20 protein-coding genes and 1 pseudogene are annotated in these 22,103 nt (G+C 41.0%); 10 read left to right on the forward strand and 11 right to left on the reverse strand.

Annotated features, from left to right (window positions below):
• The first annotated feature begins 130 nt into the window (after window positions 1-130).
• Complete coding sequence (gene dinG, locus EAE92_RS09415) at window positions 131-2,278, forward strand: ATP-dependent DNA helicase DinG (protein ID WP_214067895.1); 2,148 nt, start codon at window positions 131-133, stop codon at window positions 2,276-2,278.
• Window positions 2,278-3,207, forward strand: a complete 930-nt coding sequence (gene yafC / locus EAE92_RS09420; protein ID WP_214067896.1) for a DNA-binding transcriptional regulator YafC — start codon at window positions 2,278-2,280, stop codon at window positions 3,205-3,207. Before dinG ends, yafC begins: the two co-directional genes overlap by 1 nt.
• A 165-nt stretch (window positions 3,208-3,372) precedes the next feature.
• On the opposite strand, the gene EAE92_RS09425 is transcribed toward yafC, so the two are convergent.
• The 4 genes and pseudogenes from EAE92_RS09425 to EAE92_RS25590 form a co-directional block, all read right to left on the reverse strand.
• Window positions 3,373-4,473, reverse strand: coding sequence for an alkene reductase (locus EAE92_RS09425; protein ID WP_214067897.1), 1,101 nt, complete (start codon window positions 4,471-4,473; stop codon window positions 3,373-3,375).
• Between the two features lie 235 nt (window positions 4,474-4,708).
• Complete coding sequence (gene dkgB / locus EAE92_RS09430; RefSeq protein ID WP_214067898.1) at window positions 4,709-5,515, reverse strand: 2,5-didehydrogluconate reductase DkgB; 807 nt, start codon at window positions 5,513-5,515, stop codon at window positions 4,709-4,711.
• 233 nt (window positions 5,516-5,748) lie between these two features.
• Window positions 5,749-5,933, reverse strand: a pseudogene (locus EAE92_RS09435) (helix-turn-helix domain-containing transcriptional regulator); the annotation flags it as partial.
• Between the two features lie 2 nt (window positions 5,934-5,935).
• On the reverse strand, window positions 5,936-6,106 hold the full coding sequence (locus EAE92_RS25590) for a type II toxin-antitoxin system RelE/ParE family toxin (RefSeq protein WP_479687651.1): 171 nt from the start codon (window positions 6,104-6,106) through the stop codon (window positions 5,936-5,938).
• 217 nt (window positions 6,107-6,323) lie between these two features.
• Here EAE92_RS25590 and EAE92_RS09440 point away from each other — a divergent pair, with 217 nt between their 5' ends.
• Window positions 6,324-6,731: a hypothetical protein gene (locus EAE92_RS09440; RefSeq protein WP_181148371.1), complete on the forward strand. Its 408-nt coding sequence runs from the start codon at window positions 6,324-6,326 to the stop codon at window positions 6,729-6,731.
• Window positions 6,732-6,892: 161 nt separating this feature from the next.
• On the opposite strand, the gene EAE92_RS09445 is transcribed toward EAE92_RS09440, so the two are convergent.
• From EAE92_RS09445 to rhtA, 3 genes are all read right to left on the reverse strand, one after another.
• Window positions 6,893-7,114 (reverse strand): alkylphosphonate utilization protein, encoded by a 222-nt coding sequence (locus tag EAE92_RS09445; protein ID WP_036814603.1) that lies wholly within the window; start codon window positions 7,112-7,114, stop codon window positions 6,893-6,895.
• Between the two features lie 218 nt (window positions 7,115-7,332).
• Window positions 7,333-7,839 carry a DNA starvation/stationary phase protection protein Dps gene (gene dps, locus EAE92_RS09450; protein WP_214067899.1) on the reverse strand — a complete coding sequence of 169 codons (507 nt, stop codon included), beginning with the start codon at window positions 7,837-7,839 and terminating at the stop codon, window positions 7,333-7,335.
• Between the two features lie 403 nt (window positions 7,840-8,242).
• Window positions 8,243-9,136 (reverse strand): threonine/homoserine exporter RhtA, encoded by an 894-nt coding sequence (rhtA, locus tag EAE92_RS09455; RefSeq protein WP_046394739.1) that lies wholly within the window; start codon window positions 9,134-9,136, stop codon window positions 8,243-8,245.
• Between the two features lie 431 nt (window positions 9,137-9,567).
• Between rhtA and EAE92_RS09460 the strand changes: the two genes are divergently transcribed.
• On the forward strand, window positions 9,568-10,131 hold the full coding sequence (locus EAE92_RS09460) for an LOG family protein (protein WP_036814606.1): 564 nt from the start codon (window positions 9,568-9,570) through the stop codon (window positions 10,129-10,131).
• A gap of 275 nt (window positions 10,132-10,406) precedes the next feature.
• On the opposite strand, the gene EAE92_RS09465 is transcribed toward EAE92_RS09460, so the two are convergent.
• Complete coding sequence (locus tag EAE92_RS09465; protein ID WP_065391331.1) at window positions 10,407-10,817, reverse strand: toxin; 411 nt, start codon at window positions 10,815-10,817, stop codon at window positions 10,407-10,409.
• 1,172 nt (window positions 10,818-11,989) lie between these two features.
• Between EAE92_RS09465 and EAE92_RS09470 the strand changes: the two genes are divergently transcribed.
• The 5 genes from EAE92_RS09470 (at window position 11,990) to EAE92_RS09490 (ending at window position 17,404) form a co-directional block, all read left to right on the forward strand.
• Window positions 11,990-12,589 carry a TetR/AcrR family transcriptional regulator gene (locus EAE92_RS09470; protein WP_214067900.1) on the forward strand — a complete coding sequence of 200 codons (600 nt, stop codon included), beginning with the start codon at window positions 11,990-11,992 and terminating at the stop codon, window positions 12,587-12,589.
• 122 nt (window positions 12,590-12,711) lie between these two features.
• Window positions 12,712-13,749 carry an NADP-dependent oxidoreductase gene (locus tag EAE92_RS09475; RefSeq protein WP_214067901.1) on the forward strand — a complete coding sequence of 346 codons (1,038 nt, stop codon included), beginning with the start codon at window positions 12,712-12,714 and terminating at the stop codon, window positions 13,747-13,749.
• A gap of 40 nt (window positions 13,750-13,789) precedes the next feature.
• Window positions 13,790-14,947, forward strand: coding sequence for an iron-containing alcohol dehydrogenase (locus tag EAE92_RS09480; protein ID WP_214067902.1), 1,158 nt, complete (start codon window positions 13,790-13,792; stop codon window positions 14,945-14,947).
• A gap of 109 nt (window positions 14,948-15,056) precedes the next feature.
• The gene (gene aac(6'), locus EAE92_RS09485; protein ID WP_214067903.1) at window positions 15,057-15,551 is read left to right on the forward strand and encodes an aminoglycoside 6'-N-acetyltransferase; all 495 of its coding nucleotides are present in this window, start codon (window positions 15,057-15,059) and stop codon (window positions 15,549-15,551) included.
• A 257-nt stretch (window positions 15,552-15,808) separates the two neighbouring features.
• Window positions 15,809-17,404: an ABC-F family ATPase gene (locus EAE92_RS09490; RefSeq protein ID WP_214067904.1), complete on the forward strand. Its 1,596-nt coding sequence runs from the start codon at window positions 15,809-15,811 to the stop codon at window positions 17,402-17,404.
• A gap of 98 nt (window positions 17,405-17,502) precedes the next feature.
• On the opposite strand, the gene moeB is transcribed toward EAE92_RS09490, so the two are convergent.
• From moeB to EAE92_RS09505, 3 genes are all read right to left on the reverse strand, one after another.
• Window positions 17,503-18,255: a molybdopterin-synthase adenylyltransferase MoeB gene (gene moeB / locus EAE92_RS09495; RefSeq protein WP_214067905.1), complete on the reverse strand. Its 753-nt coding sequence runs from the start codon at window positions 18,253-18,255 to the stop codon at window positions 17,503-17,505.
• On the reverse strand, window positions 18,255-19,496 hold the full coding sequence (gene moeA / locus EAE92_RS09500) for a molybdopterin molybdotransferase MoeA (protein WP_214067906.1): 1,242 nt from the start codon (window positions 19,494-19,496) through the stop codon (window positions 18,255-18,257). The genes moeB and moeA overlap by 1 nt, the downstream gene beginning before the upstream one ends.
• Before the next feature lie 222 nt (window positions 19,497-19,718).
• Window positions 19,719-20,465, reverse strand: a complete 747-nt coding sequence (locus EAE92_RS09505; RefSeq protein ID WP_214067907.1) for an SDR family NAD(P)-dependent oxidoreductase — start codon at window positions 20,463-20,465, stop codon at window positions 19,719-19,721.
• 367 nt (window positions 20,466-20,832) lie between these two features.
• On the opposite strand from EAE92_RS09505, the gene EAE92_RS09510 reads away from it, so the two are divergent.
• Window positions 20,833-22,020, forward strand: coding sequence for a YbfB/YjiJ family MFS transporter (locus EAE92_RS09510; protein WP_422616051.1), 1,188 nt, complete (start codon window positions 20,833-20,835; stop codon window positions 22,018-22,020).
• The last annotated feature ends 83 nt before the right edge of the window (window positions 22,021-22,103 follow it).

The raw sequence follows: 22,103 nt of genomic DNA on the forward strand, positions 1-22,103 counted from the left end.
TATAGCGTTCTGAATAGCTGGCAAGGCGCTCGCCAATTTAACAAACGAGTTGATTGTCGCCTCGATATGAAGCTGATTTCATTTCTGCTCTGTGGGACAATAGCGCCCCGGTTGTATGGCAGAGAATTCAATGGCGCTTTCCAATTCAACAAAAAATCAGATAAGCCAGTGGTATAAAGCATTACCTCAACATATTGATGGTTTTATTTCTCGTACTCCGCAGCGACAGATGATTGCCGAAGTTGCAAAAACGCTGGCGGATCAAGAAGGTCGTCATTTGGTTATTGAGGCGCCAACAGGCATTGGTAAAACCCTCTCTTACCTGATACCTGGCATTGCTATCAGTAGAGCGGAAAGTAAGCCATTGGTTGTCAGTACGGCGAATGTCGCTTTACAAGATCAGATTTACAGTAAAGACCTGCCACTGTTGCGCAAAATTATTCCTGATCTGAAATTTACCGGTGCTTTTGGTCGTGGTCGTTATGTTTGTCCACGCAATCTTGAAGCTATCTGTGCAACCGATAGCGAACAGCTCGATCTTATGTTTTTGGTTGAAGACAAAACAGAGCTTGCTAATAGTGAAGAGAGGGAATTGTGTCGTCGGTTGCGTAGTGATTACACAACCTTTGCCTGGGATGGATTGCGTGATCACCATACACTGGCTTTGTCTGATGCTTTGTGGGGGAAAGTGAGTACGGATAAAGCAAATTGTCTGGGGCGTAACTGTCACTATTATCATCGTTGCCCATTTTTTATTGCTCGCCGTGAGATCGAAAATGTCGATGTGGTGGTGGCTAACCATGCGTTAGTGATGGCGGCTTTGGAAAGTGAATCGGTACTGCCTGATGCTAAAAATCTGCTATTGGTCCTCGACGAAGGACACCATATACCAGATGTCGCCAGGGATTCTCTGGAAGTTGAGGGGGAAATCACTCTGTTTCAACTTAATGGTCAATTAGATACTTTTGTTCGCCATGTTGAGCAATATCTGGTGCAATTCCATCCGGCAAAGCCACCGCGCTTAGCTAATGCTAGTTGTCTGAATGAACACTGTGAAAAATTACGGGAATGCTTTAGAGAGCTTGCCACTATCACTCAGGCGCTTTTACCTGAAAAGAATGAAGTCGATGAATATCTGTTTGAGATGGGTAAATTGCCGGATAATTTGCTGCTTTGTTGTCAGCAGTTATTTAAATTGACCGATGGTTTACGGGGATTGACAGAAGCGATACTGAATGATTTAACTGACCGGACGGCTAAGCAGGATATTGTCAGATTGCATCGCTCTATTTTGCATACCAGTCGCGCGCTTGGATATTTTGAAAATATGGCTAAGCTGTGGCGTTTGGCGGCGTTGGAAGAGTCATCTAGCGCGCCGATATCAAAATGGCTGAGACGCCGTGATGAAAGAAATCAGTCACATCTCTATTTCCATTGTGCCGGCATCAGAGTCAGCGAACAGCTTAATCAACTGCTTTGGCGCAGTATTCCTCATGTCGTCGTGACATCGGCGACGCTTCGTTCTCTGAATAGTTTTTCTCGTATTCAGGAGTTGACCGGGTTAACTGAAAAAGCAGGCGACCGTTTTGTCGCATTGTCATCACCTTTTGATCATATACGGCAGGGCAAACTGGTTATTCCCAAAATGTCATTGGAGCCGACACTTCACAATGAAGCCGCTCATTTGCAAGAGATGGCGTGTTATTTCAGGGTTCAATTGCTGAGGCAGCAACACAAAGGTATGTTGATTTTGTTCAGCAGCCAGAGGGCGATGGATATCTTTCTCTCTTATGTGACAGACTTACGCCTGATGTTGCTTGTGCAGGGTGATCAGCCACGTTATCGGTTAGTGGAAACACATTGTCAGCGTATTAATGAAGGGCAATGTAGTGTGCTGATTGGATTGCAATCTTTTGCGGAAGGGTTGGATTTAAAGGGGGATTATCTGTCCCAAGTTCACATTCAAAAAATCTCATTTCCGCCGGTGAATAATCCGGTCATTATTACTGAAAGCGAGTGGTTAAAATCACTTAAACGTTATCCTTTTGAAGTGCAGAGTTTACCAAGTGCTTCTTTTAGCTTGATTCAGCAAGTAGGAAGACTTATCCGTAGTCATGAATGCTATGGTGATGTGGTGATTTATGACAGGCGCTTACTGAGTAAAAGGTATGGCCCAAGATTATTGCAGGCTTTGCCCGTTTTCCCCATTGAGCAGCCGGAAGTTCTTTCAGAGGCGGAAATTGGGAACATGAATACTCTTTTACAAGGAAGGCAATAATGAAAGCAAATTCAGAAGAGTTGACAATTTTCGTGTCAGTCGTGGAAAGCGGGAGTTTTAGTCGTGCGGCGGAACATCTGCAATTAGCAAATTCCGCTGTGAGCCGTTCTATAAAAAAACTTGAAAAGAAATTAGGCGTGAGTTTGCTCAATCGCACAACTCGTCAGCTTAGTCTAACCGAAGAAGGTCAGCGTTATTTCCGCCGAGTTCAGCATGTTCTACAAGAAATGGCAGCCGCTGAAACTGAAATTATGGAATCTAAACATACGCCAAGTGGTTTATTGCGTATCGATGCTGCAACACCAGTCGTATTACATTTACTGATACCACTAATTAAACCTTTTCGCGAACGCTACCCAGAAATAACGTTATCATTAATTTCTTCGGAAACTTATATCAATCTGATTGAGCGAAAAGTGGATATTGCCATTCGTGCAGGCAACTTAACCGACTCCAGTCTTCGAGCTCGACCACTTTTTTCCAGCTACCGAAAAATCGTCGCCTCTCCTGAATATCTGAAAAAATATGGCATACCGCAATGTATCGATGAGTTGAAAAATCATATTTGTCTTGGTTTTACCGAACCGGTATCACTTAATACATGGCCGATAGCCTGTCAGGACGGACAACTACATGAAATAACAGTGGGACTTTCTTCCAACAGTGGTGAAACCCTTAAACAATTATGTGTAACGGGTAATGGTATCGCGTGTCTGTCTGATTATATGATTGATCAGGAGATTGTCAGTGGTGAACTTATTGAACTACTGGTTGAAAAACGATTACCCGTCGGGATGCCTTTCAATGCGGTATATTACAGTGATCAGGCTGTAAGTACCCGAATTAGAGCATTTATCGATTTTCTGAGTGAATATATAAACAGTTCCCAAAGGGATTTAACGAGTTTATTAAAAAGTGGGAAGAATTAGTTATCCTATTTGCGGGAAAGAGTAATTCCTCCGAAAATTGCTAAATGAGTTTGTTTCAGTTATAACATATTCTCTTTTGAAATAGAAAATTAGACGCCTTGACAGTAAGAATGAACTATTTCATCACAATTTTCCCACTCTTTAAAAGAGTGGGAGGGATTTCTATTAGCTTATAGCCAAATAATCGGTATAACCTTCCGCATTACCACCGAAAAATTTTTCTTTTATCGGCGGGTTTAGTTCTAGCCTATTGGCAAAACGATAGGGTAAATCTGGATTAGCAATAAAGGAGCGACCAAATCCGATCAGATCCGCCCAGCCTTTAGTTAGTGCTTCTTCCGCGCGTTCCAAAGTGTATTTTCCCGAATATATCAGTGTGCCGTGATAAAGTATGCGAAAAGCTTCTTTGAAGGCGACAGGCATGACGGGAGCGTCTTCCCAGTCAGCTTCGGCAATATGAATATAAGCTACCCCGATATTATTCAGCACACTCGCGGCAGCCAGATAAGTTGCTTCAGGAGTATCATCTTCTGAACCCATCAGGGTTGTGAGTGGCGCCAGGCGAACACCTAGCTTATCTTTCCCTATTGCGGTAGCCACTGATGTAGCGACTTCTCTCAAGAAACGTAAGCGATTTTGTAAAGTTCCACCATATTCGTCATCTCGTAGGTTAGTCTGAGAATCAATAAACTGATTAATAAGATAACCATTCGCTGCATGAAGCTCTACGCCATCAAAACCGGCGGCAATAGCATTATTTGCCGCTTGAACATAATCATTTACGATATCTGGAATTTCATCGAGTGTCAGCGCCCGTGGCTGCGAGTGTTGTACCATTTCACCGATACCATGTTCAGGTCCACGGCCTTCCACATCCAGAAAAACTTTTACACCTTTTGCTTGAAGGGCAGAAGGAGAAACAGGCGCAGAATTATTAGGTTGTAGAATAGTGTGTGAAACACGTCCTACATGCCATAATTGAGCAAAAATTTTGCCTCCTGCCATATGTACCGCATCTGTTACTTTTTTCCATCCTATTACTTGCTCAGACTTATAAATACCTGGCGTCCATGCATATCCTTGTCCCTGTTGGCTGATTTGTGTACCTTCGCTGATAATTAGCCCTGCACTGGCACGTTGTGCATAATATTCCGCCATCAAATCAGTCGCTATACCGTCTGTTCCGGCCCGTGAACGTGTCATCGGCGGCATAACAATACGATTAGATAACGACAAACCATTCAGAGAATAGTGTTCAAAAAGCATAATATTCCTCACTCTTCATTAATCATTGATTTTAATTTGTGTATATGGAGATATTATGCTCCGCGAATTCTTTCTAAAAAGGCTTATTAGTACAAAAGACTTTTGCTGTAAATGTAAAAATGTTCGAGTTTTTATATCTAAGTAAATATGTAAACAGCTCCCGAAGGAGCTGAAATAAACAAATATTCTCCTGCAACGCTAAGAGATTACTGAGTTTATTAATAAGCAGGAGTAATTAATTATCCCATTGAGGGGCAAGCCCTTCTGGACTAACCAGACGTTCGTTACGGTCAAGTGTGGCGATAGCCGCTATGTCGTCTGCATCAAGTCTAAGCATGGAAGCCCTCAGATTACTTTGTAAATTTTCGTGTTTGGTTGAAGAGGGGATCACGCTATAACCTAATGCCATAGCCCAAGACAAAATCACCTGCGCAGGCGTGGCCTGATGTTTTGTGGCTATGCGTCCGATAACCTCATCTTGAAGAGCTTTACTATAAGCAAGGGTCATATAGGAAGTAATATGAATTCCGTTCTCTTTCGCCCAAGCCGTTACGTGACAGTTTTGTAGATATGGAGAAAGTTCAATTTGGTTCGTGGCGATGTGTTCAACACCTACTGCGTCGATAGCCTGTTGCATGAGATCAATGGTAAAGTTTGAAACGCCGATTTCATGTGTCAATCCCATATTTTTGGCGGCCAATAACGCATTCATTGTTTCATCAACACTGACAACGTTATTTGGGGATGGCCAATGAATTAATGTCAAGTCAACATAATCAGTGCGCAGCTTGGCTATACTCTCTTTAAGACTTGGTATTAATTTTTCCTTGCTCAAATTTTCTGTCCAGATTTTTGTCGTGATATAGATATTTTCACGGGCTACACCACTTTCTTCTATGGCTTGTCCTATCGTTGCTTCATTCTCATAAATCTGTGCTGTATCAATCGCACGATATCCCAATTCAAGAGCATTTTTTACTGATGTGATCACAACATCATCTTTTAGACGAAAAGTCCCTAAGCCAAATGCAGGAACGGACATAATAAGCCTCATGTAATATTTAATTAAGAAAGGTTTTATTATCATGAGATAAATTGCAATAAAAAAGATCAATAAACGCAGAAGTCTTTTGCTGATATGACAAAGATATAACTTAAATTAATTTAAATAAATTATTTACAGGAACTTCATTTAACAAGAGGCATAGTTAGTTTTTTGATATTTTTCTCAAGCTTAATTTAGCTCTATATATTGTTTTTTATATTCTTGCGCTTTTTGTCAGCAATCTGAGCCATTCCTCCATGCGCCTCTACTACGTGGCGCAATGCCATAGAAACGTTTCCTGTCCGCCTTCTTCATCCATATCAACAAAATCCTGATACAGATAGTACTGCGCAAATTCAGGGTCTTCGCGGAGAAGCTGCGCCATCGCATCATCATGTAAACGTGCTTTGGCCATAATCACCTCTTTAAGTAATCTTTCAGGCATGCAATAGCCAGGTCTATATGAAGCTCCCAGACACCTTCTCTGCATGGTTTATGATCACCAAAATTTCCTGTGACCATCCGGTTAACCCGCGACGAAATTTTTGATTTCGCTATCGGGTCACGAATCTCTTTCAGGAACTCTATATACTAATCCCGATTGTCGGGAGTGAGATAATGTTTAATCGTATTAATGTGATACGCTGTAGCTTTAAAGCTACAATTTTGTCAATATAGCTTAGGTTTTATTATTCGTCTTTACCCGCATTTTTGAATACTATATCACCTATAAATGATATAGATGGAAGTCAAGTATTAATACATATTAATGATAAAACTGGATATAACATAGGTGTAAAAAGAGATGTTGGCATTGAAATTGAATAAATTTATAAAAAAAATATTTATTATATTTATTTGTTTGGGGGTGGTTTTAATTACCCCTGTTTTATTTGTAAATATTAATTTGTCATATACGAAAAATGACTTTATTAAATATAATATGTTCACTTTTGATGAAATTAAAGGAATGCCATTTATTTCAAGTGACTATATTATTTATTACGATTCACCTGATGGGACAAAACCAATGATTAACGAGGTTGTATTTTCAAATGTTAATCCGAATCGTAAAATAGAGTTAATAAACTATATTGAAAATATAGGATTTATGAAAAATGGCGGTGAGTATTGGAGTAAAGGTAATATTCTTATAAAGATAAAACAAGGTGATACAGATCGCACGGTTTTGTTCTCCGTTGAGAAAAATTAAAAGATATTAGATTGTTTTAACGATAGTTATAAGCATAGACATAAAGAAAGGGGGGCTGTTAGTTCGCTTCGCTCACCGCTTAACAAGGTTGCCCTTGAGCAGCCTTCTCCCCCCCTTTTTTTATCGCTAATCCGGTAAATAAGATCGATAGAAAAGGCGATTTATCCTACTTTTTTCAGGAAACAGGTTTTCAATACTAACCCTCTGATTTTATCTGCGTTACATTCGATTTCATCGTCACGATGAGTTAAACGGATATTTTTAATTAAAGTGCCGCGTTTTAGCGTTGCTGATGTACCCTTTACTTTTAGATCCTTAATGATCTGTACAGAATCGCCATCATTAAGTAGGGTGCCGTTACTATCTTTTACTTCGCCATCCATTTTATTATTTCCTCAAGTTATTTCTGAAAATAAGTGTGGATTATAGACAATTTGTGCTGATTTTTAAAGAATATGGCGAAATTTATCCGTATGGCGGGCATTTTATGATGTTTTGCTGTGTCGGAATCTTGGGTAATGAAAGGTTAATGTAAACAGGCCCCCGTTGTTAACAGGGGCCTGTAAGTCTCAGAGCTCTTAATATGACGGCTCTTTATATTTTATTGCTCAACGCTTGCTTCAATAAACCATAAGAATTTGTCGAGATCACGGGAGGCGGCGGTTAACATATCCGCGGTGTTTTCATCCTCAACTTCATCCATCGCTTTGCGGATATCATTAGCGGCAACAGCATAACGGTCAGCCAGTGCTTTGAGATGGTCCTGCACGTCATGGATATTTGTTGGGTAACTTTTCAGTATTGTGTGCTTATTAATTTCTTGTACGGTACCGAGAGCTGTTCCACCAAGTTGTACGACTCTTTCTGCAAAAATATCCGTATGTTCAGTAATCGTGGTACGAAAGGTATCCAGCATTTCATGGATGGAAATGAAATTTCTGCCACGCATGTTCCAATGTGCTTGTTTGGTAAGCAGCGAAAGATCAATAAATTGGATAACCATGTGGTTCAGAATTTCAATGGTTTCCTGTTTAATATCATCATCGATATCATTGCGAGTATAAAGTAGTGTGGATATCCCTGTTTTGATTAATCTTGCAGTATCCATAATAGTTTTCCCTTGGTATTAATAATGAGTTTTTTATTGACTGAGACGAATGTAACTCAATATTAGTCTTAAATCATATAGCTTGTTCCTATTAAATCAATAGTTAATTTTTATAGGAAAATATTTATCATGGAATTCTTACAATAATATTGAAAAATATAATAATTTATCAGATGAATTTGTGTGAATAATTTAATCATGAATGAGTTCATTTATAAAAAAACCGGAGAATAACGTTATGACTCCGGCTTCCATTTTATACCCGTCATCTTTCAAGTTGCCTCTTTGTTGGCTACGCTCACTCACCCCGGTCACATAGTTATCTATGCTCCCGGGGATTCGCTCCCTTGCCGTCGCGATGCATCTTGAAATTCATAGGGTATATCTCGATTAAAGAAAATAATTAATCGACTTCGGTGATTTTAGGTTTTCCTTTTATTGTTGACGTAGAACCGATGGAGGCAAAAATAATACAGAATAGTGCCAGCCATTGCGTTATAGTCAAATGTTCGTTCAAAAATACAATACCAGATAGCGCACCCAGTGCGGGTTCAAGGCTCATCAGAGTACCAAATGTCTGTGCGGGTAAACGGGTCAGAGCGATCATTTCCAGTGTATATGGGAATGCAGTAGATAGAATCGCAATTGCCAGCGCCAGAGGGAGAATGGACACATCAAATAATAGTTCTGGCCCTGTTTGTATCAAACCGACAGGGAAAAATATCATAGCAGCGATAAATGAACCAACAGACACTGTTGCTGCTCCATGACCTGCACCGGCGCGTTGGCCGAAAATAATATATAGCGCCCAGCAAACACCTGCGCTGAGTGCATAAATGATCCCTATAGGATCTAAGTTATCAATATTATTATTGCCAATGGGGAGTAGGAAAGCTAAGCCGGTGATAACCAATGCCACCCAGAGAAAATCTATTGGTCGGCGTGATGAGAACATGGCTACAGCCAGCGGGCCGGTAAACTCAAGGGCCACGGCAATACCTAAAGGAATAGTTGTCAGCGCCATATAGAATGTATAATTCATCGCGCCAAGAGCAATACCATAGGTAAGCAGCGGCATGATGGATTTTCGGCTAAAACGCAGACGCCAGGGTTTAAAAATAATAAACAGAATGATAGTTCCAAGACCTAGGCGCAGTGCGGTAACACCCGGTGCGCCGATGACCGGAAACAGCGTTTTGGCAAGAGAAGCGCCACTCTGAATTGATGTCATGGCAAGCAGTAACAGTATTACAGGTATTAATGGAAAAGCACTCTTTTGGAGCTTGGAAGAAGACATCCGGGCAAAACCTCAATTAAAATCAAATGATCTGACCGATAATCTTCGCAGTGAAACGTAGATAACTCAATAGGTTTAGAGAATATAATTTTAGCGAAATATTTTTCATTTATTAAACCATATTATATGGTTATAGTGAAATTAAATTTTATTATTGAAATATAATCCTGATATAAATCTATATTTTATTTTGATGTGTTGATAATTGAGGGATTACAAGTGATGAAGGTATTTATTACAATCTGATTGATGTTTGATTTCATATCATAATAATTAAGCATAAGTTATGATTAATGCTAATATATTGAATATGAAAAAGCCATTCTTATTTTGTTTTGCTTGATATCAGTTTTATAAGTGAGTTGTATGATTGTGATATTAACGTATAATCCTGATTTTCATGTGGAGATAAAGCAACAGGAGCTGAGATAATGAAAAGTATTGCTGTTTATTGTGGTTCAAGTCTGGGTGTATCTGAAATCTATAAAGAAAATGTCATTATCTTCGCAAAGGAATTGGTTAAACGTAATCTTACGCTTATTTATGGTGGCGCCAGTGTAGGTATTATGGGAACTGTTGCTAATACGGTTTTGGCAGAGGGCGGGAAAGTGATTGGTGTTATTCCAACATTATTGGAAGCTCGGGAAATATCACATAAAAATCTGACTGAATTATACGTTGTTGAAACTATGCATCAGCGCAAAAACAAAATGATTGAATTAGCTGATGGTTTTGTTGCTTTGCCTGGTGGCTTTGGTACGTTGGAAGAGTTTAGCGAGGTATTTACTTGGAGTCAGATTGGGTTACATACAAAACCTTGCGGTATTCTTAATATTAATAACTTTTATGATCCGCTCATTGCCATGATTAATAAAATGGCGGATGAGCAATTTTTGCATGAAAAATATCGTCATATGGCAATAATCGAACAAGATCCTGCTATCTTACTCGATCGTTTTGATACTTATCGGGCGCCATCGATAAAAACCTATTAAAATCAATTTTATAATGAAAAATCGATATTATTGTAATACTGTCAATAAGGAACCAGAAAATAAAACTTGAACTGATAAGGGAATTAAAAATATGGAGATACGATCCACTTTAATGAAAGAGAGTATGATACAGAAATGAGAGAAATAATCAGCATTCACCTTTGATTAAGGTAGATAAGATATTAATTCTCGAAATAAATAAACCATTCCTGTTGCATAAATATTTATTTAAATATTTTACCACAGGAATGGTTGTTAATATTAATGGTTAAATATTAGCTTACAATCATATATTCTACTATTGGATTGTTACCGCCATCCGCTGTATAGGATAAGTGTAAATCATCACCTAAATAATCGGTTGAGATTGAGTAGCTGCTGCTGCCAATCAAAGGATTGCTCCATGTAATATAGATGCTATAGATTTCGCCTTTGCTATCTACAAATACATAGGTACAACGCCCTGCAACACCACCTAACAGGCTGTTTGAATCACTTCTCCAAATCGCTTTTCCAGGAGTGTTGTCATTGCTTCTATTAATTACTTGAGGAGGAAGAGTGGTCCACTCACCTTGATCAAGACGGATAGAATCCTGAATAAGTTTAAGTTTATATGGTGATTTGTTAGTTACTTTTACAATAACGCTGATTGGTGCTTTTAAGGAAATTGCTTCGATCTCTGACATAGTATTACCTCTTGTGATTGATTTTAAAAGTATAATTAATAAATTCCAAGATTTTAATTCAACCTGTTATGGTTATATAAAATAACTTGGGGTGGAACCAACCTTCTTAGCTATATTTGATAGCTTGTTTTTACTTCTTATTAGAATTCCATTTCTTCATATTTCCTGAATTTCAATCTTTTTATATTTTGGTGTTTTTATTTATCGTTACCACCATTTTATTATCGCTTTTAATAATTTTTATCCTTTTAAAATATTAAAATCAGAAAAACTATCTATTAAATGGTGTAGATAAAAGGCTTTATTTTGCCTCGATGTTTTTTAAGATACCGTTTCTCTCAGATAAAAGTCAATTTTTTTGCTCTTTGTGTTTTATTATAAAATAACAACCGGTTAATTATATTTTTGTACTTAAAAACGTAGATATAAATGATAAAATATGTCTATGTTTTTAATAGATAATATATAAAACAACTATAATGGCAAATAAAAATAGGCCGCTAAATCTATGGCGAGTTAATAATGATTTTATTATTTTTGAACATTAATTCATCATTATATTGATGAAATGTTAATGTGTTATAATATCGAATGAGTATAACTTAGTCACAGATTGTATTTATTTTGAGTAGCAATAAATGCACTAATTTGATAAGTCTTTATTATTGCTAATAAGTTTTCTGATTCATTGACTTATTGATTAACAGATATTTGGATAATGAGCTAATATTATATTCACGACAGGGACTATTACATCCTTGATTAAAATAGCATAAAAAAATTAAATTGTTATAAATATAATGTCATTGAACCTTAATATGTTTATTTTCAGTGTGGCATTATTGGTTATTTGTATTTCTTCTTTGTGTCTGATTTAAAAACACATTCAGCATAAAACTAAATCGTATCACGATATCGTTTTGTCATTTAGAGTACCAATTGGAAGCTTATTGCTATCTTATTAAAAGTAAAAAATCAAAACAGTCTATTTTTAATGGCGGATTATTCTATTGATAAGCTACCGGTGTAACATGTACTTTAGAATAACGATATAAATCAGTAAGAAATTGGTGGTAAGTGGTGTTAGCAGGGAATTTCCTAATCTTTTTGCCGACTGAAAATTTTTGTTTTAAATTGTAGACGACTGGTCTAATTCGGTATAAGTTGTATCTATGCAAACGAATAGAAACCCCCAAGATATCCGTCAGCACATCCTGGACATTGCTCAACAAGTTATTGGATGTAAAGGCTTTTCAGCCGTCGGACTTAATGAAATTTTAAAGGCGGCAGAAGTGCCGAAAGGCTCGTTTTACCATTATTTCGCGTCGAAAGAGGTATTTGGCGCCGCTATGCTTGAAGATTACTTTACGCGCCATCTCGAAAGGATGGATAACATCATGATGCGTAAGGAGTGGACAGCGAAAGAGAACTTAATGCAGTACTGGCAAGGTTGGTTGGAGCCGTTGGAAGACGGTACTGTTTGTGGGCAAAAGTGTTTGGCGGTTAAGCTCGGAGCTGAGGTGAGTGATCTATCTGTAGCGATGCGTCTGGTGTTGGAGAATGGGACAAAGAATATCATTATGCGCCTTGCCTCTGTCGTGGAAAGCATTGTCCATGAGGGTGGATTGGATTGTGCTGTTGAGGAAGCCTTTCCGCTGGCTGAGGCGTTATATCAGACTTGGTTAGGGGCTAGCTTGATGGCGAAGATCACCCAGAGTAGCGCGCCGTTACAAAGTGCTATGGCTAGCACGAAACGATTATTGAATGCATAGCGAATAAAAACACTGTTGGAAGTCACTATTCATCAGTATTTTTTTATACCAAATGATTAGACGACTGGTCTACTTTTTGGGTATCCCAATGATACTGACTTTAATGTTGAAGGAGAAGATGAATGTTTCAAACACAACAAATAAATCGCCGTATCGTCTTGGCTTCACGTCCGAATGGTTCCCCGACACTGACTGATTTTCGTCTGGAACAGCAACCTATTCCTGAGATAAAGGAGAAAGAAATACTGTTACGCAGCGTTTTTCTTTCGCTAGATCCTTATATGCGTGGGCGAATGAGTGATGAACCATCTTATGTGCCACCGGTGGAGCTTGATAGCGTTATGGTTGGCGCAACAGTGAGTCGGGTCGTGTCTTCAAATCATCGGAGATATCAGGTGGGTGATTGGGTACTGGCATATAGCGGTTGGCAGGATTATGCCGTTTCCGATGGTAGCGGCCTTCTCAACTTAGGCCAATCGCCTGTTCACCCATCCTACCAATTAGGCGTGTTCGGTATGCCAGGCTTGACTGCTTATACCGGGCTGTTGGATATCGGTCAACCCAAGGCTGGTGAAACATTGGTTGTTGCTGCGGCAACGGGTCCGGTTGGTGCAACGGTTGGTCAGATCGGTAAGCTTAAAGGTTGTTATGTCGTTGGCGTAGCGGGTGGTGCGGAAAAGTGTCGCCATGCTGTTGATATATTGGGATTCGATGTTTGCCTTGACCACCATGCTCCAGACTTTGAAGAACAGTTGTGCAAGGCTTGCCCGAAGGGGATCGATATTTATTTTGAAAATGTGGGCGGCAAGGTATTTGACGCTGTTTTGCCGTTACTGAATGACTTTGCTCGCGTTCCGGTTTGCGGAATGGTGTCTCGCTACAACTCCACTAACCCTCCAGAAGGGCCAGATCGCTTGTTTTTGTTGATGAATAAACTGTTGAGGAAGCGAATTCGGATGGAGGGATTCATTGTTACTGATAACTATACTCGGCGTTTTGATGAATTTTCACGTGATATATCCGCATGGTTTGATGATGGCAGGATAAAATATCGTGAGGAGGTGGTATCAGGTTTGGAAAATGCTCCACAGGCGTTTATTGGCCTGTTGCAAGGCCATAATTTCGGCAAGTTAGTCGTCCGTGTCGGTTCTGATAATTAAACGCTACTAGACATAATTCGGCCTATACAGTGAGGTAGTTGTGCGAAATTTTAAGTATTACAATCCAACTAAAATCGTTTTTGGTAAAGAGACTATTAGCCGTCTTGATAGCTTGGTGCCACGGGATGCGCGGGTACTGATTCTCTACGGCGGCAACAGTGCTGAAAAAACCGGAACGTTGGATGAAGTCAGAAGTGCGTTGGCTAATAGAACTATCCAGGAGTTTGGTGGTATTGAAGCTAATCCGACTTATGAAACGTTGATGAAAGCGGTTGAATTGATACGCAATAGTGAAGTGGATTTCTTGCTCGCTGTCGGCGGCGGTTCTGTGATTGATGGCACTAAATTTGTGGCGGCGGCTGTGAATTTTGCAGGAGAGCCTTGGCGTATTTTGGAAGAGGGGGGATCGCTTGTTCAGAGTGCTCTCCCGTTTGGTACCGTTTTGACGCTACCCGCGACAGGTTCAGAGATGAACAGTAGTTCGGTGATTACCAATAAAGCGAAACAAGCTAAGCGGGATTTTATGAGTCCGTTTGTTTTTCCCCAATTCTCCATTATGGACCCAACGAAAACCTATACTCTGCCGTTACGTCAGGTGGCTAATGGGGTGGCTGATGCTTTCACACACGTTATGGAACAGTATTTGACTTATCCTGCTAATGGCATGGTGCAAGATAGGTTTGCTGAGGGGTTATTGCAGACATTGATTGAAATAGGCCCTCAAGCTATAAACGCCCCCGATAATTACGAGATCCGCGCCAATCTGATGTGGGTCGCGACTTTGGCTCTCAATGGTTTGATTGGCGCTGGTGTGCCGCAGGATTGGTCCACACATTACATTGGTCATGAATTAACGGCGCTTTACGGTATTGATCATGCTCGAACACTGGCGATTATCCTGCCTGCTACTCTGAAAATCTGCCGGAAAAGCAAGCGTGCCAAATTGTTGCAGTACGGTGAGCGTGTTTGGGGTATCACCAGTGGAGATGAAGAACAACGAATTGATCAAGCTATTGCATATACTCGCGGTTTCTTCGAGGATTTAGGAATTCAGACCCATTTGTCAGATTACAACCTTGGTGTTGATGACATTGATCGGGTGGTGAAACAATTGGAAGCTCACGATCTGACTCAATTGGGTGAAAACAGAGACATTACGTTAGATATTAGTCGCCAAATCTTACAAGCAAGCCTTTAAGTTGGAGGAGCGCCCTGGAAAAATTCTAGGGCTTCTCCTTGGAGTCTGTTTTAGGGAATGAATTTGCAGTACGATGTAAGTTAAATAGGAAAAAATGTTTGAGTCAAAAATGGATAATAAACATCAGCAATCGTCGCATATTCAGTTGGAAAATAATCTCTATCAGCTTGTAGTGGGTAATAGCCATAATTTTAATGAATGGTTGTATTTGCGGAGTGCATTATGGCCCACGGTATCAGAAGAAAGTCACCGTGAAGAAATGAACTCGATTTTGAATTCTGATAACCAGATTGCTTTTATGATCCAATCGAATTTAGGTGATTTTTGCGGTTTTGCAGAGGCTTCACTGAGATTTGAATATGTCAATGGATGCAATTCCTCTCCGGTGGCTTACCTTGAAGGGATCTATATTTCCCCGGAATTAAGAAGAAACGGTTTAGCGACTCGTCTTATCACTCATATTAAAAATTGGGCTAAGGATCATGGATGTACTGAAATGGCCTCGGATGCTGAAATAAATAATGAAGAATCGCTGGCTCTTCATTTGTCTCTTGGGTTTGTTGAGACAGAAAGAGTGGTTTTTTTCAGGAAATTAATCAAATAGGGATGAATTGGATGGTGAAATGGGACTTGGACTATTTCTATCATCATTCATCTCTTATAACTGAATGCTGATGCGAATTACATTGTGCTACATATATTATGTGCCTCTGACATGATAACGTAGCTCCATGTATTTATCTTGAATTAGCTCGAATAACGCACAAAACTTCCCGCGATCTCTTAACCTTGTTGTGGCATAATGCGCCGCTATTGATTTTTCCGATTTCCCTTTTGTTTCTAAATGTAAGAGCGAATGCAGTGTTAAGTACAAACAACATCACCATGCAATTTGGCAGTAAGCCCCTGTTTGAAAACATTTCTGTCAAGTTTGGCAACGGTAACCGTTATGGTCTGATTGGCGCGAATGGTTCCGGTAAATCCACTTTTATGAAAATCCTGGGTGGCGATCTGACACCCACTGCCGGTAATGTCAGCACCGATCCCAATGAACGTATTGGTAAACTGCGTCAGGATCAGTTTGCTTTTGAAGAGTACACGGTGTTGGATACCGTGATTATGGGGCACACGGAACTGTGGCAGGTAAAGCAGGAGCGTGACCGCATCTATGCGATGGCGGAAATGAGCGAAGAGGATGGCTATCGCGTTGCGGATCTGGAAGTCTCTTATGGCGAGATGGATGGTTATAGTGCTGAAGCGCGTGCCGGAGAGTTGTTGCTAGGTGTTGGTATTCCAGTAGAACAGCATTACGGTTTGATGAGCGAAGTGGCGCCGGGCTGGAAATTGCGGGTATTGCTGGCTCAAGCGCTGTTTTCTAATCCTGATGTTCTGTTATTGGATGAACCAACGAACAACCTGGATATCGATACGATTCGTTGGTTAGAGCAAATACTGAATGAACGAAACAGCACCATGATCATTATTTCCCATGATCGTCACTTCCTGAATACAGTTTGTACTCATATGGCCGATCTTGATTACGGTGAATTACGTCTGTTCCCCGGTAATTATGATGAATACATGGTTGCCGCCACTCAAGCCCGTGAGCGCCTGCTAGCTGATAATGCGAAGAAGAAAGCACAGATTGCGGAATTACAGTCTTTTGTCAGCCGTTTTAGCGCTAATGCGTCTAAATCAAAACAGGCGACTTCCCGTGCTCGTCAGATTGATAAAATCCAGTTAGAAGAAGTTAAAGCATCTAGTCGTCAGAATCCCTATATCCGTTTTGAGCAAGATAAGAAATTGTTCCGTAATGCTTTGGAATTGGAAGGTTTGACTAAAGGTTATGACAATGGCCCTCTGTTTAAAAATCTCAATCTTTTGCTGGAAGTTGGCGAGAAAATAGCCGTTATCGGTGCTAACGGTATCGGTAAAACGACTTTTCTGAAAACATTGGTTGGTGAGACAGAGCCAAATAGCGGCACAGTTAAATGGTCTGAAAATAGTAGCATTGGTTACTATGCTCAGGATCATGCCAGTGATTTTGACTGCGATCTGACGGTTTTTGACTGGATGAGCCAATGGAAGAGAGAAGGGGACGATGAACAAGCTGTTCGTAGCGTATTAGGACGTTTGTTGTTCAGCCAGGATGACATTAAGAAAAAAGTCAAAGTGTTATCGGGTGGTGAAAAAGGACGGATGCTATTTGGTAAGTTGATGATGCGACAACCAAATATTCTGATAATGGATGAACCAACAAACCACCTAGATATGGAATCCATTGAATCCTTGAACCTTGCGCTTGAATTGTATAAAGGTACTTTGATATTTGTTTCTCATGATCGGGAATTTGTTAGCTCATTGGCAAGCCGAGTTATGGAAATTAAATCTGATAAGGTCATTGATTTCAAAGGTACTTATGATGAGTATCTGAGAAGTCAGGGAATTGTTGAGTAATCATCTTATGAGATAAATCGCCCTGGTTGAGATAACCGGGGCGTGTTATTTCTATTGTTTGTTATTTCTACTACTTGTTATTTCTATCGGTAGATAGATTAACTGTTGCACACTTCGCAATTGGGATCTTTGGATAATTTAATATCACGAAATTGCATTGTCATTGCATCAAACAGTAAAACTTTTCCGCTGCTGACTTTGCCGTATCCAGTAAGGAGTTTGATGGTTTCCATTGCTTGCAATGTACCGATGGTACCGACTAATGGCGCCATCACTCCCGTTTCCACACATGTTAAATTGTTTTCGCCAAACAGCCTGCTCAGGCAACGGTAGCAGGGGGCATCTGGCTGATAAGTAAATGTAGTTAGTTGCCCTTCCATGCGAATAGCCGCGCCGGAAACCAGAGGTGTTTTCCTTGCCAGACACCAGCGGTTCAGTTGTTCGCGGATTGCCACATTATCAGTACAATCCAAGACAACATTGTTCTGGCTGATAAGCTCATCTAGCGCTTTATCTTCCAGTAATCCGTTAACGGTTTTTATCGTGACATGTGGGTTTATTGCCCGGAGCGTTAATTGGGCTGAATGCACCTTAGCCATGCCGATGCGTTCATCCCGATGCAGTATCTGCCGTTGCAGGTTCGAGAGAGAAACGGTATCAAAATCGAGTAGTGTTATTGTTCCCACGCCTGCTGCGGTCAAATATTGAGATGCCGCGCAACCTAAACCACCCGCACCGACTATCAGGATCGTCGAAGATTTCAATTTTTCCTGACCGTCAAAATCAAACCCACGTAGAACAATTTGACGGTTATAACGTAGGATTTCTGTGTCTGTGAGTTCAATGGTCATTATTCATTTTTCAGTAAGTGATTGAACAATTCGATTTCAACATTTTCACCAACTTCTACCCGCCCACGTTCACGTTCCAGAACAATGAAGCAGTTCCCCTGACCGAATGAACTAAATATATGAGAGCCTTGATGCCCCGTCGTACGAACTTCTAGCTCATCTTGTTCATTCACCGAAGCAATACCCCGTTGAAAATCCATTCTTCCCGGTGTCTTTTTCAGTGGCGTGGTGACTTTGGCGCACATACGTATAGGGGGTTGCCATGCTGTAAAACCGGATAGACGCGCGATTAGAGGTTGAACTAATTGATAGAAAGTGAGAACGGCTGAAACTGGATTACCGGGCAGACCACAGAACCAAGAGTTTTTTAGTTTGCCAAAAGCGAATGGTTTACCCGGTTTAATTGCCAGTTTCCAGAAACTGATTTCGCCTAATTCATCCAGTATCTGCTTGGTGTAGTCTGCTTCACCCACAGAAACGCCGCCACTGCTGATGACTAAATCAGCTTTTTGATCTGCTTGTGCGAAAATATGGCGTAAGGCTTGGGGATTGTCTGCAATAACCCCTAAATCAATAACGTCGCAATCCAGCTTCTCCAGCATCAGGCGAATGGCAAAACGGTTGGTATCATAAATTTGCCCTTCTTTAAGCGGTTGACCGATAGCTTGTAGTTCATCACCCGTCGAGAAAATGGCGACTTTCAATTTGCGAACCACTTCAACTTCGGTGACGCCTAAAGATGCAATCAGGGGTAGCTGAGCGGTGGATAATTTGTTGCCTGCCGGTAGTACCACCGCGCCTTTAGTTATATCTTCGCCAGCCAGACGGATATTTTGACCTTGTTTAGCTGGCTGAGTGAAAACGATGCCATTGTCAGTAATTTCTGCGTGTTCCTGCATAATAACCGTATCTGCGCCAATGGGGATCGGCGCTCCAGTCATAATGCGGATACAAGTTGCAATCGGCCATTCTCCTTGAAAGGGGGAGCCTGCCAGCGCTTTTCCTGCCAGAGGCAGTGGTTTGGCGCCATTTAAATCCGCATAGCGTACGGCATAACCATCCATTGCTGAATTAGCAAAAGGGGGCACATTGATAGGAGAAATAATATTTGTTGCAGTGATGCGTCCTGATGCTTGCGGGAGGTTGACGGTTTCTGTGTCAGTCAGTGGTGTAACTTGCGTCAGAAGTTTTTCCAACGCCTGCTGCAAAGAGATCAATCCAGAGGTATGACAGTGATCCATAAGTGAAGCTCCCAGATAACGTTTTTTATTAATGGCATTATGGCAGAGATCATCATAGGTGTGAGTGATATTTGATTTTGATCGTATGTTCCATAAACGCGGCGATATTGGTGTCGGTTATCCAAAATGCCGCGACATGTGATAAGTACGTAGAACATGACGATTAACCTGGCGTCAGAGGATATGCTGTTGTCATAGCCAGGTTAGAAAGCGGGCAAGAGATTATAAGGTTTGACCACTGTCAACTGTTATGATTTGTCCTGTCATCGATTCCGCTTTTAACAACATTAAGGTTATTTCTGCAACATCTTCTGGCGTTGAAATTCTTTCTAAGGGCAAATAAGTACAAAGCGTATGCATTTTCTCTTCTCTCCCTTTCCACCATCTTGTTTCAACGGCGCCTGGCGCTACGCAGTTAACCCTGACCGATGGAGCCAGTGCCCGAGCTAAGGATTTTGTCAGTCCGTGAACCGCTGATTTGGAAGCGGCATAGGGAATACAAGAACCTAAGCCCGTTTCGCCGGCGATACTACCGACATTCACGATAGCGCTCCCTGTTCTTGCTTTAAGATAAGGCGCCGCATACCGGCAACAATAAAATGTGCCTTTCACATTAACATCAATAATGGTATCCCAAATATCGCCAGATATGGCATCGAGATCTTCAAATTGAAGTTGTCTAGTTGTCGCCGCGTTATTCACCAGATAGTCGATCCCGCTAAATTTCTCCACGACGGTGTTTATCATTGCCTGCACAGCCGATTCGTCGGCAACATCCGCTTTTATCGCGATAGCTTGCCCCCCATCGTTGATAATGGCTTCTGTTGTTTCCCGCGCCTCAAGTTCACTTTGTGAATAGATCACTGCGACAGCCGCGCCTTGTTTTGCCAGCATAATACTGATAGCCCGTCCTATACCGGTTCCACCCCCAGTTACAATGGCTGTCTTACCTTGAAATGCTTTATACATAAAAATGCTCCTAAATTAATATTTGTACATAACACGATGAATCATATCTCTTATAGACAGGCTTGTTAGCACCATTTTGGCATTATTGTGTGGAAGACTGACTAATTCAGCGAATGTTGTGTTGTAAAACTCGATTTACCCTTAATAGTGGTAACTTATTAGAGGTAAAGTAAATAAGTGGAGCAGAGTACGAAAATTCATATACGCTGATATTCCAGATACTGTAATTAATTGCTTACTGATTTTTTATTTATGGGCAGAAATAATTTACGTTTTTCTGGGAACTTTGTTAATTAAAAGTGTATGTTGTATTTGATTTCTGTTACGGCTTATGAAAAATGAATTAAAAAAATAATATTTTATGGCTATGAACAATTCAATTTCTCCTCAACAAAGTCACCGCTACCTCGCTTTTCATATCGCAATGAGTGGATTTTTGGCGCTGGTCGTCGCGATGGGAATTGGGCGTACTGCCTTTACTCCTCAAGTGCCTTTAATGATCGCGGAATGCCAGTTTAGTCTGACCGGGGCAGGCATCGTTGCGGCTTTTAACTATCTGGGATATCTGGCCGGCTCCTATGATGCGATGCGGGCGCGCCGTTTGATTGAATATCGGCTTTGGGCCGGATTGTGGGGGGCGGTGATTATTACTCTGCTCTCTGCGCTACTGTATGGGGCGATATTGCACAGTATCGCCCGTTTTTTTATTGGTTGGGCGAGCGGCTGGACATTGGTATTGGTGACATCATGGGCCAATGAACAGTTGGTTAAATTGGATCGTCCTGCGTTGGGTGCTGCCATATTTGCGGGACCGGGAGTCGGGATATTCGTTACTGGTATCCTTGCTATCGGTATTCAGGCATGGCAAGTGAGCGCTTCCGAAGCATGGTTGTTATATGGCATTTTGGCGCTGATTTGTAGTATCTATATTAGTCGGCATTTGCCCCGTCGTGGCGAGCTACACCGTTCACAAGTCGAAGTGAATAAACTAATTTTGACCCCGGCAATTAAGCGGTTGGTATGGAGTTACAGCCTGGCGGGGTTTGGTTATATTTTACCTGCGACTTTTCTTTCGCAAATGGCAAGTGATCGTTTCCCCGGCAGCTTATTTGCACAGTTTGTCTGGCCAATATTTGGCGCCGCCGCAGTTATCGGCATCGGTTTCGCTATTTTGACCCGTCATATGCTGACAACGCAAATCCGGCTTGCGATCACTTTATGGATTCAAGCTGTGGGCATTCTCATCGCTGAGAGCATTCCGGGAATAGGTGGTCTGGCATTAAGCTCTTTGTTGGTTGGTGGTGGTTTTATGTGTGTGGTGCAAATGGCGTTTCAGTATGGGCGTGAATTAGCACCAGAACATAGCCGTTATATGGCCGGGTTATTAACCACCGGATATGCGGTCGGGCAGCTTATTGGGCCGATGTTGTCAGCGGTTTCTACCGCGATAACCGGGAGATTGGAGCCTGCGTTATATGTCGCATTGATTACTTTGGCCATTGCTGGGTTATTGGTTTGTAACAGGAATAAGCCGACCAGTGAAGGGCGTGTGTAAAAAATTCATATAATTATGAAAAGCAATCACTGGATAATCACCACGTGCTCATTTACAGTGTGTGCAATAGTTACCTGTTAGTA

The sequence above is a fragment of the Photorhabdus hainanensis genome (assembly GCF_018448965.1).
GTDB classification, from domain to species: domain Bacteria; phylum Pseudomonadota; class Gammaproteobacteria; order Enterobacterales; family Enterobacteriaceae; genus Photorhabdus; species Photorhabdus akhurstii.

Excerpts from the sequence above, each read along its gene's own strand:
- EAE92_RS09440 (WP_181148371.1), top strand. The coding sequence starts at position 6,324 with ATGTTGGCATTGAAATTGAATAAATTTATAAAAAAAATATTTATTATA.
- dkgB (WP_214067898.1), bottom strand. The coding sequence starts at position 5,515 with ATGTCCGTTCCTGCATTTGGCTTAGGGACTTTTCGTCTAAAAGATGAT.
- EAE92_RS09465 (WP_065391331.1), bottom strand. The coding sequence starts at position 10,817 with ATGTCAGAGATCGAAGCAATTTCCTTAAAAGCACCAATCAGCGTTATT.
- EAE92_RS09505 (WP_214067907.1), bottom strand. The coding sequence starts at position 20,465 with ATGTATAAAGCATTTCAAGGTAAGACAGCCATTGTAACTGGGGGTGGA.
- moeB (WP_214067905.1), bottom strand. The coding sequence starts at position 18,255 with ATGACCATTGAACTCACAGACACAGAAATCCTACGTTATAACCGTCAA.
- dinG (WP_214067895.1), top strand. The coding sequence starts at position 131 with ATGGCGCTTTCCAATTCAACAAAAAATCAGATAAGCCAGTGGTATAAA.
- yafC (WP_214067896.1), top strand. The coding sequence starts at position 2,278 with ATGAAAGCAAATTCAGAAGAGTTGACAATTTTCGTGTCAGTCGTGGAA.
- rhtA (WP_046394739.1), bottom strand. The coding sequence starts at position 9,136 with ATGTCTTCTTCCAAGCTCCAAAAGAGTGCTTTTCCATTAATACCTGTA.
- EAE92_RS09475 (WP_214067901.1), top strand. The coding sequence starts at position 12,712 with ATGTTTCAAACACAACAAATAAATCGCCGTATCGTCTTGGCTTCACGT.
- EAE92_RS09470 (WP_214067900.1), top strand. The coding sequence starts at position 11,990 with ATGCAAACGAATAGAAACCCCCAAGATATCCGTCAGCACATCCTGGAC.
- EAE92_RS09460 (WP_036814606.1), top strand. The coding sequence starts at position 9,568 with ATGAAAAGTATTGCTGTTTATTGTGGTTCAAGTCTGGGTGTATCTGAA.
- EAE92_RS09425 (WP_214067897.1), bottom strand. The coding sequence starts at position 4,473 with ATGCTTTTTGAACACTATTCTCTGAATGGTTTGTCGTTATCTAATCGT.
- EAE92_RS09445 (WP_036814603.1), bottom strand. The coding sequence starts at position 7,114 with ATGGATGGCGAAGTAAAAGATAGTAACGGCACCCTACTTAATGATGGC.
- moeA (WP_214067906.1), bottom strand. The coding sequence starts at position 19,496 with ATGGATCACTGTCATACCTCTGGATTGATCTCTTTGCAGCAGGCGTTG.
- dps (WP_214067899.1), bottom strand. The coding sequence starts at position 7,839 with ATGGATACTGCAAGATTAATCAAAACAGGGATATCCACACTACTTTAT.
- EAE92_RS09510 (WP_422616051.1), top strand. The coding sequence starts at position 20,833 with ATGAACAATTCAATTTCTCCTCAACAAAGTCACCGCTACCTCGCTTTT.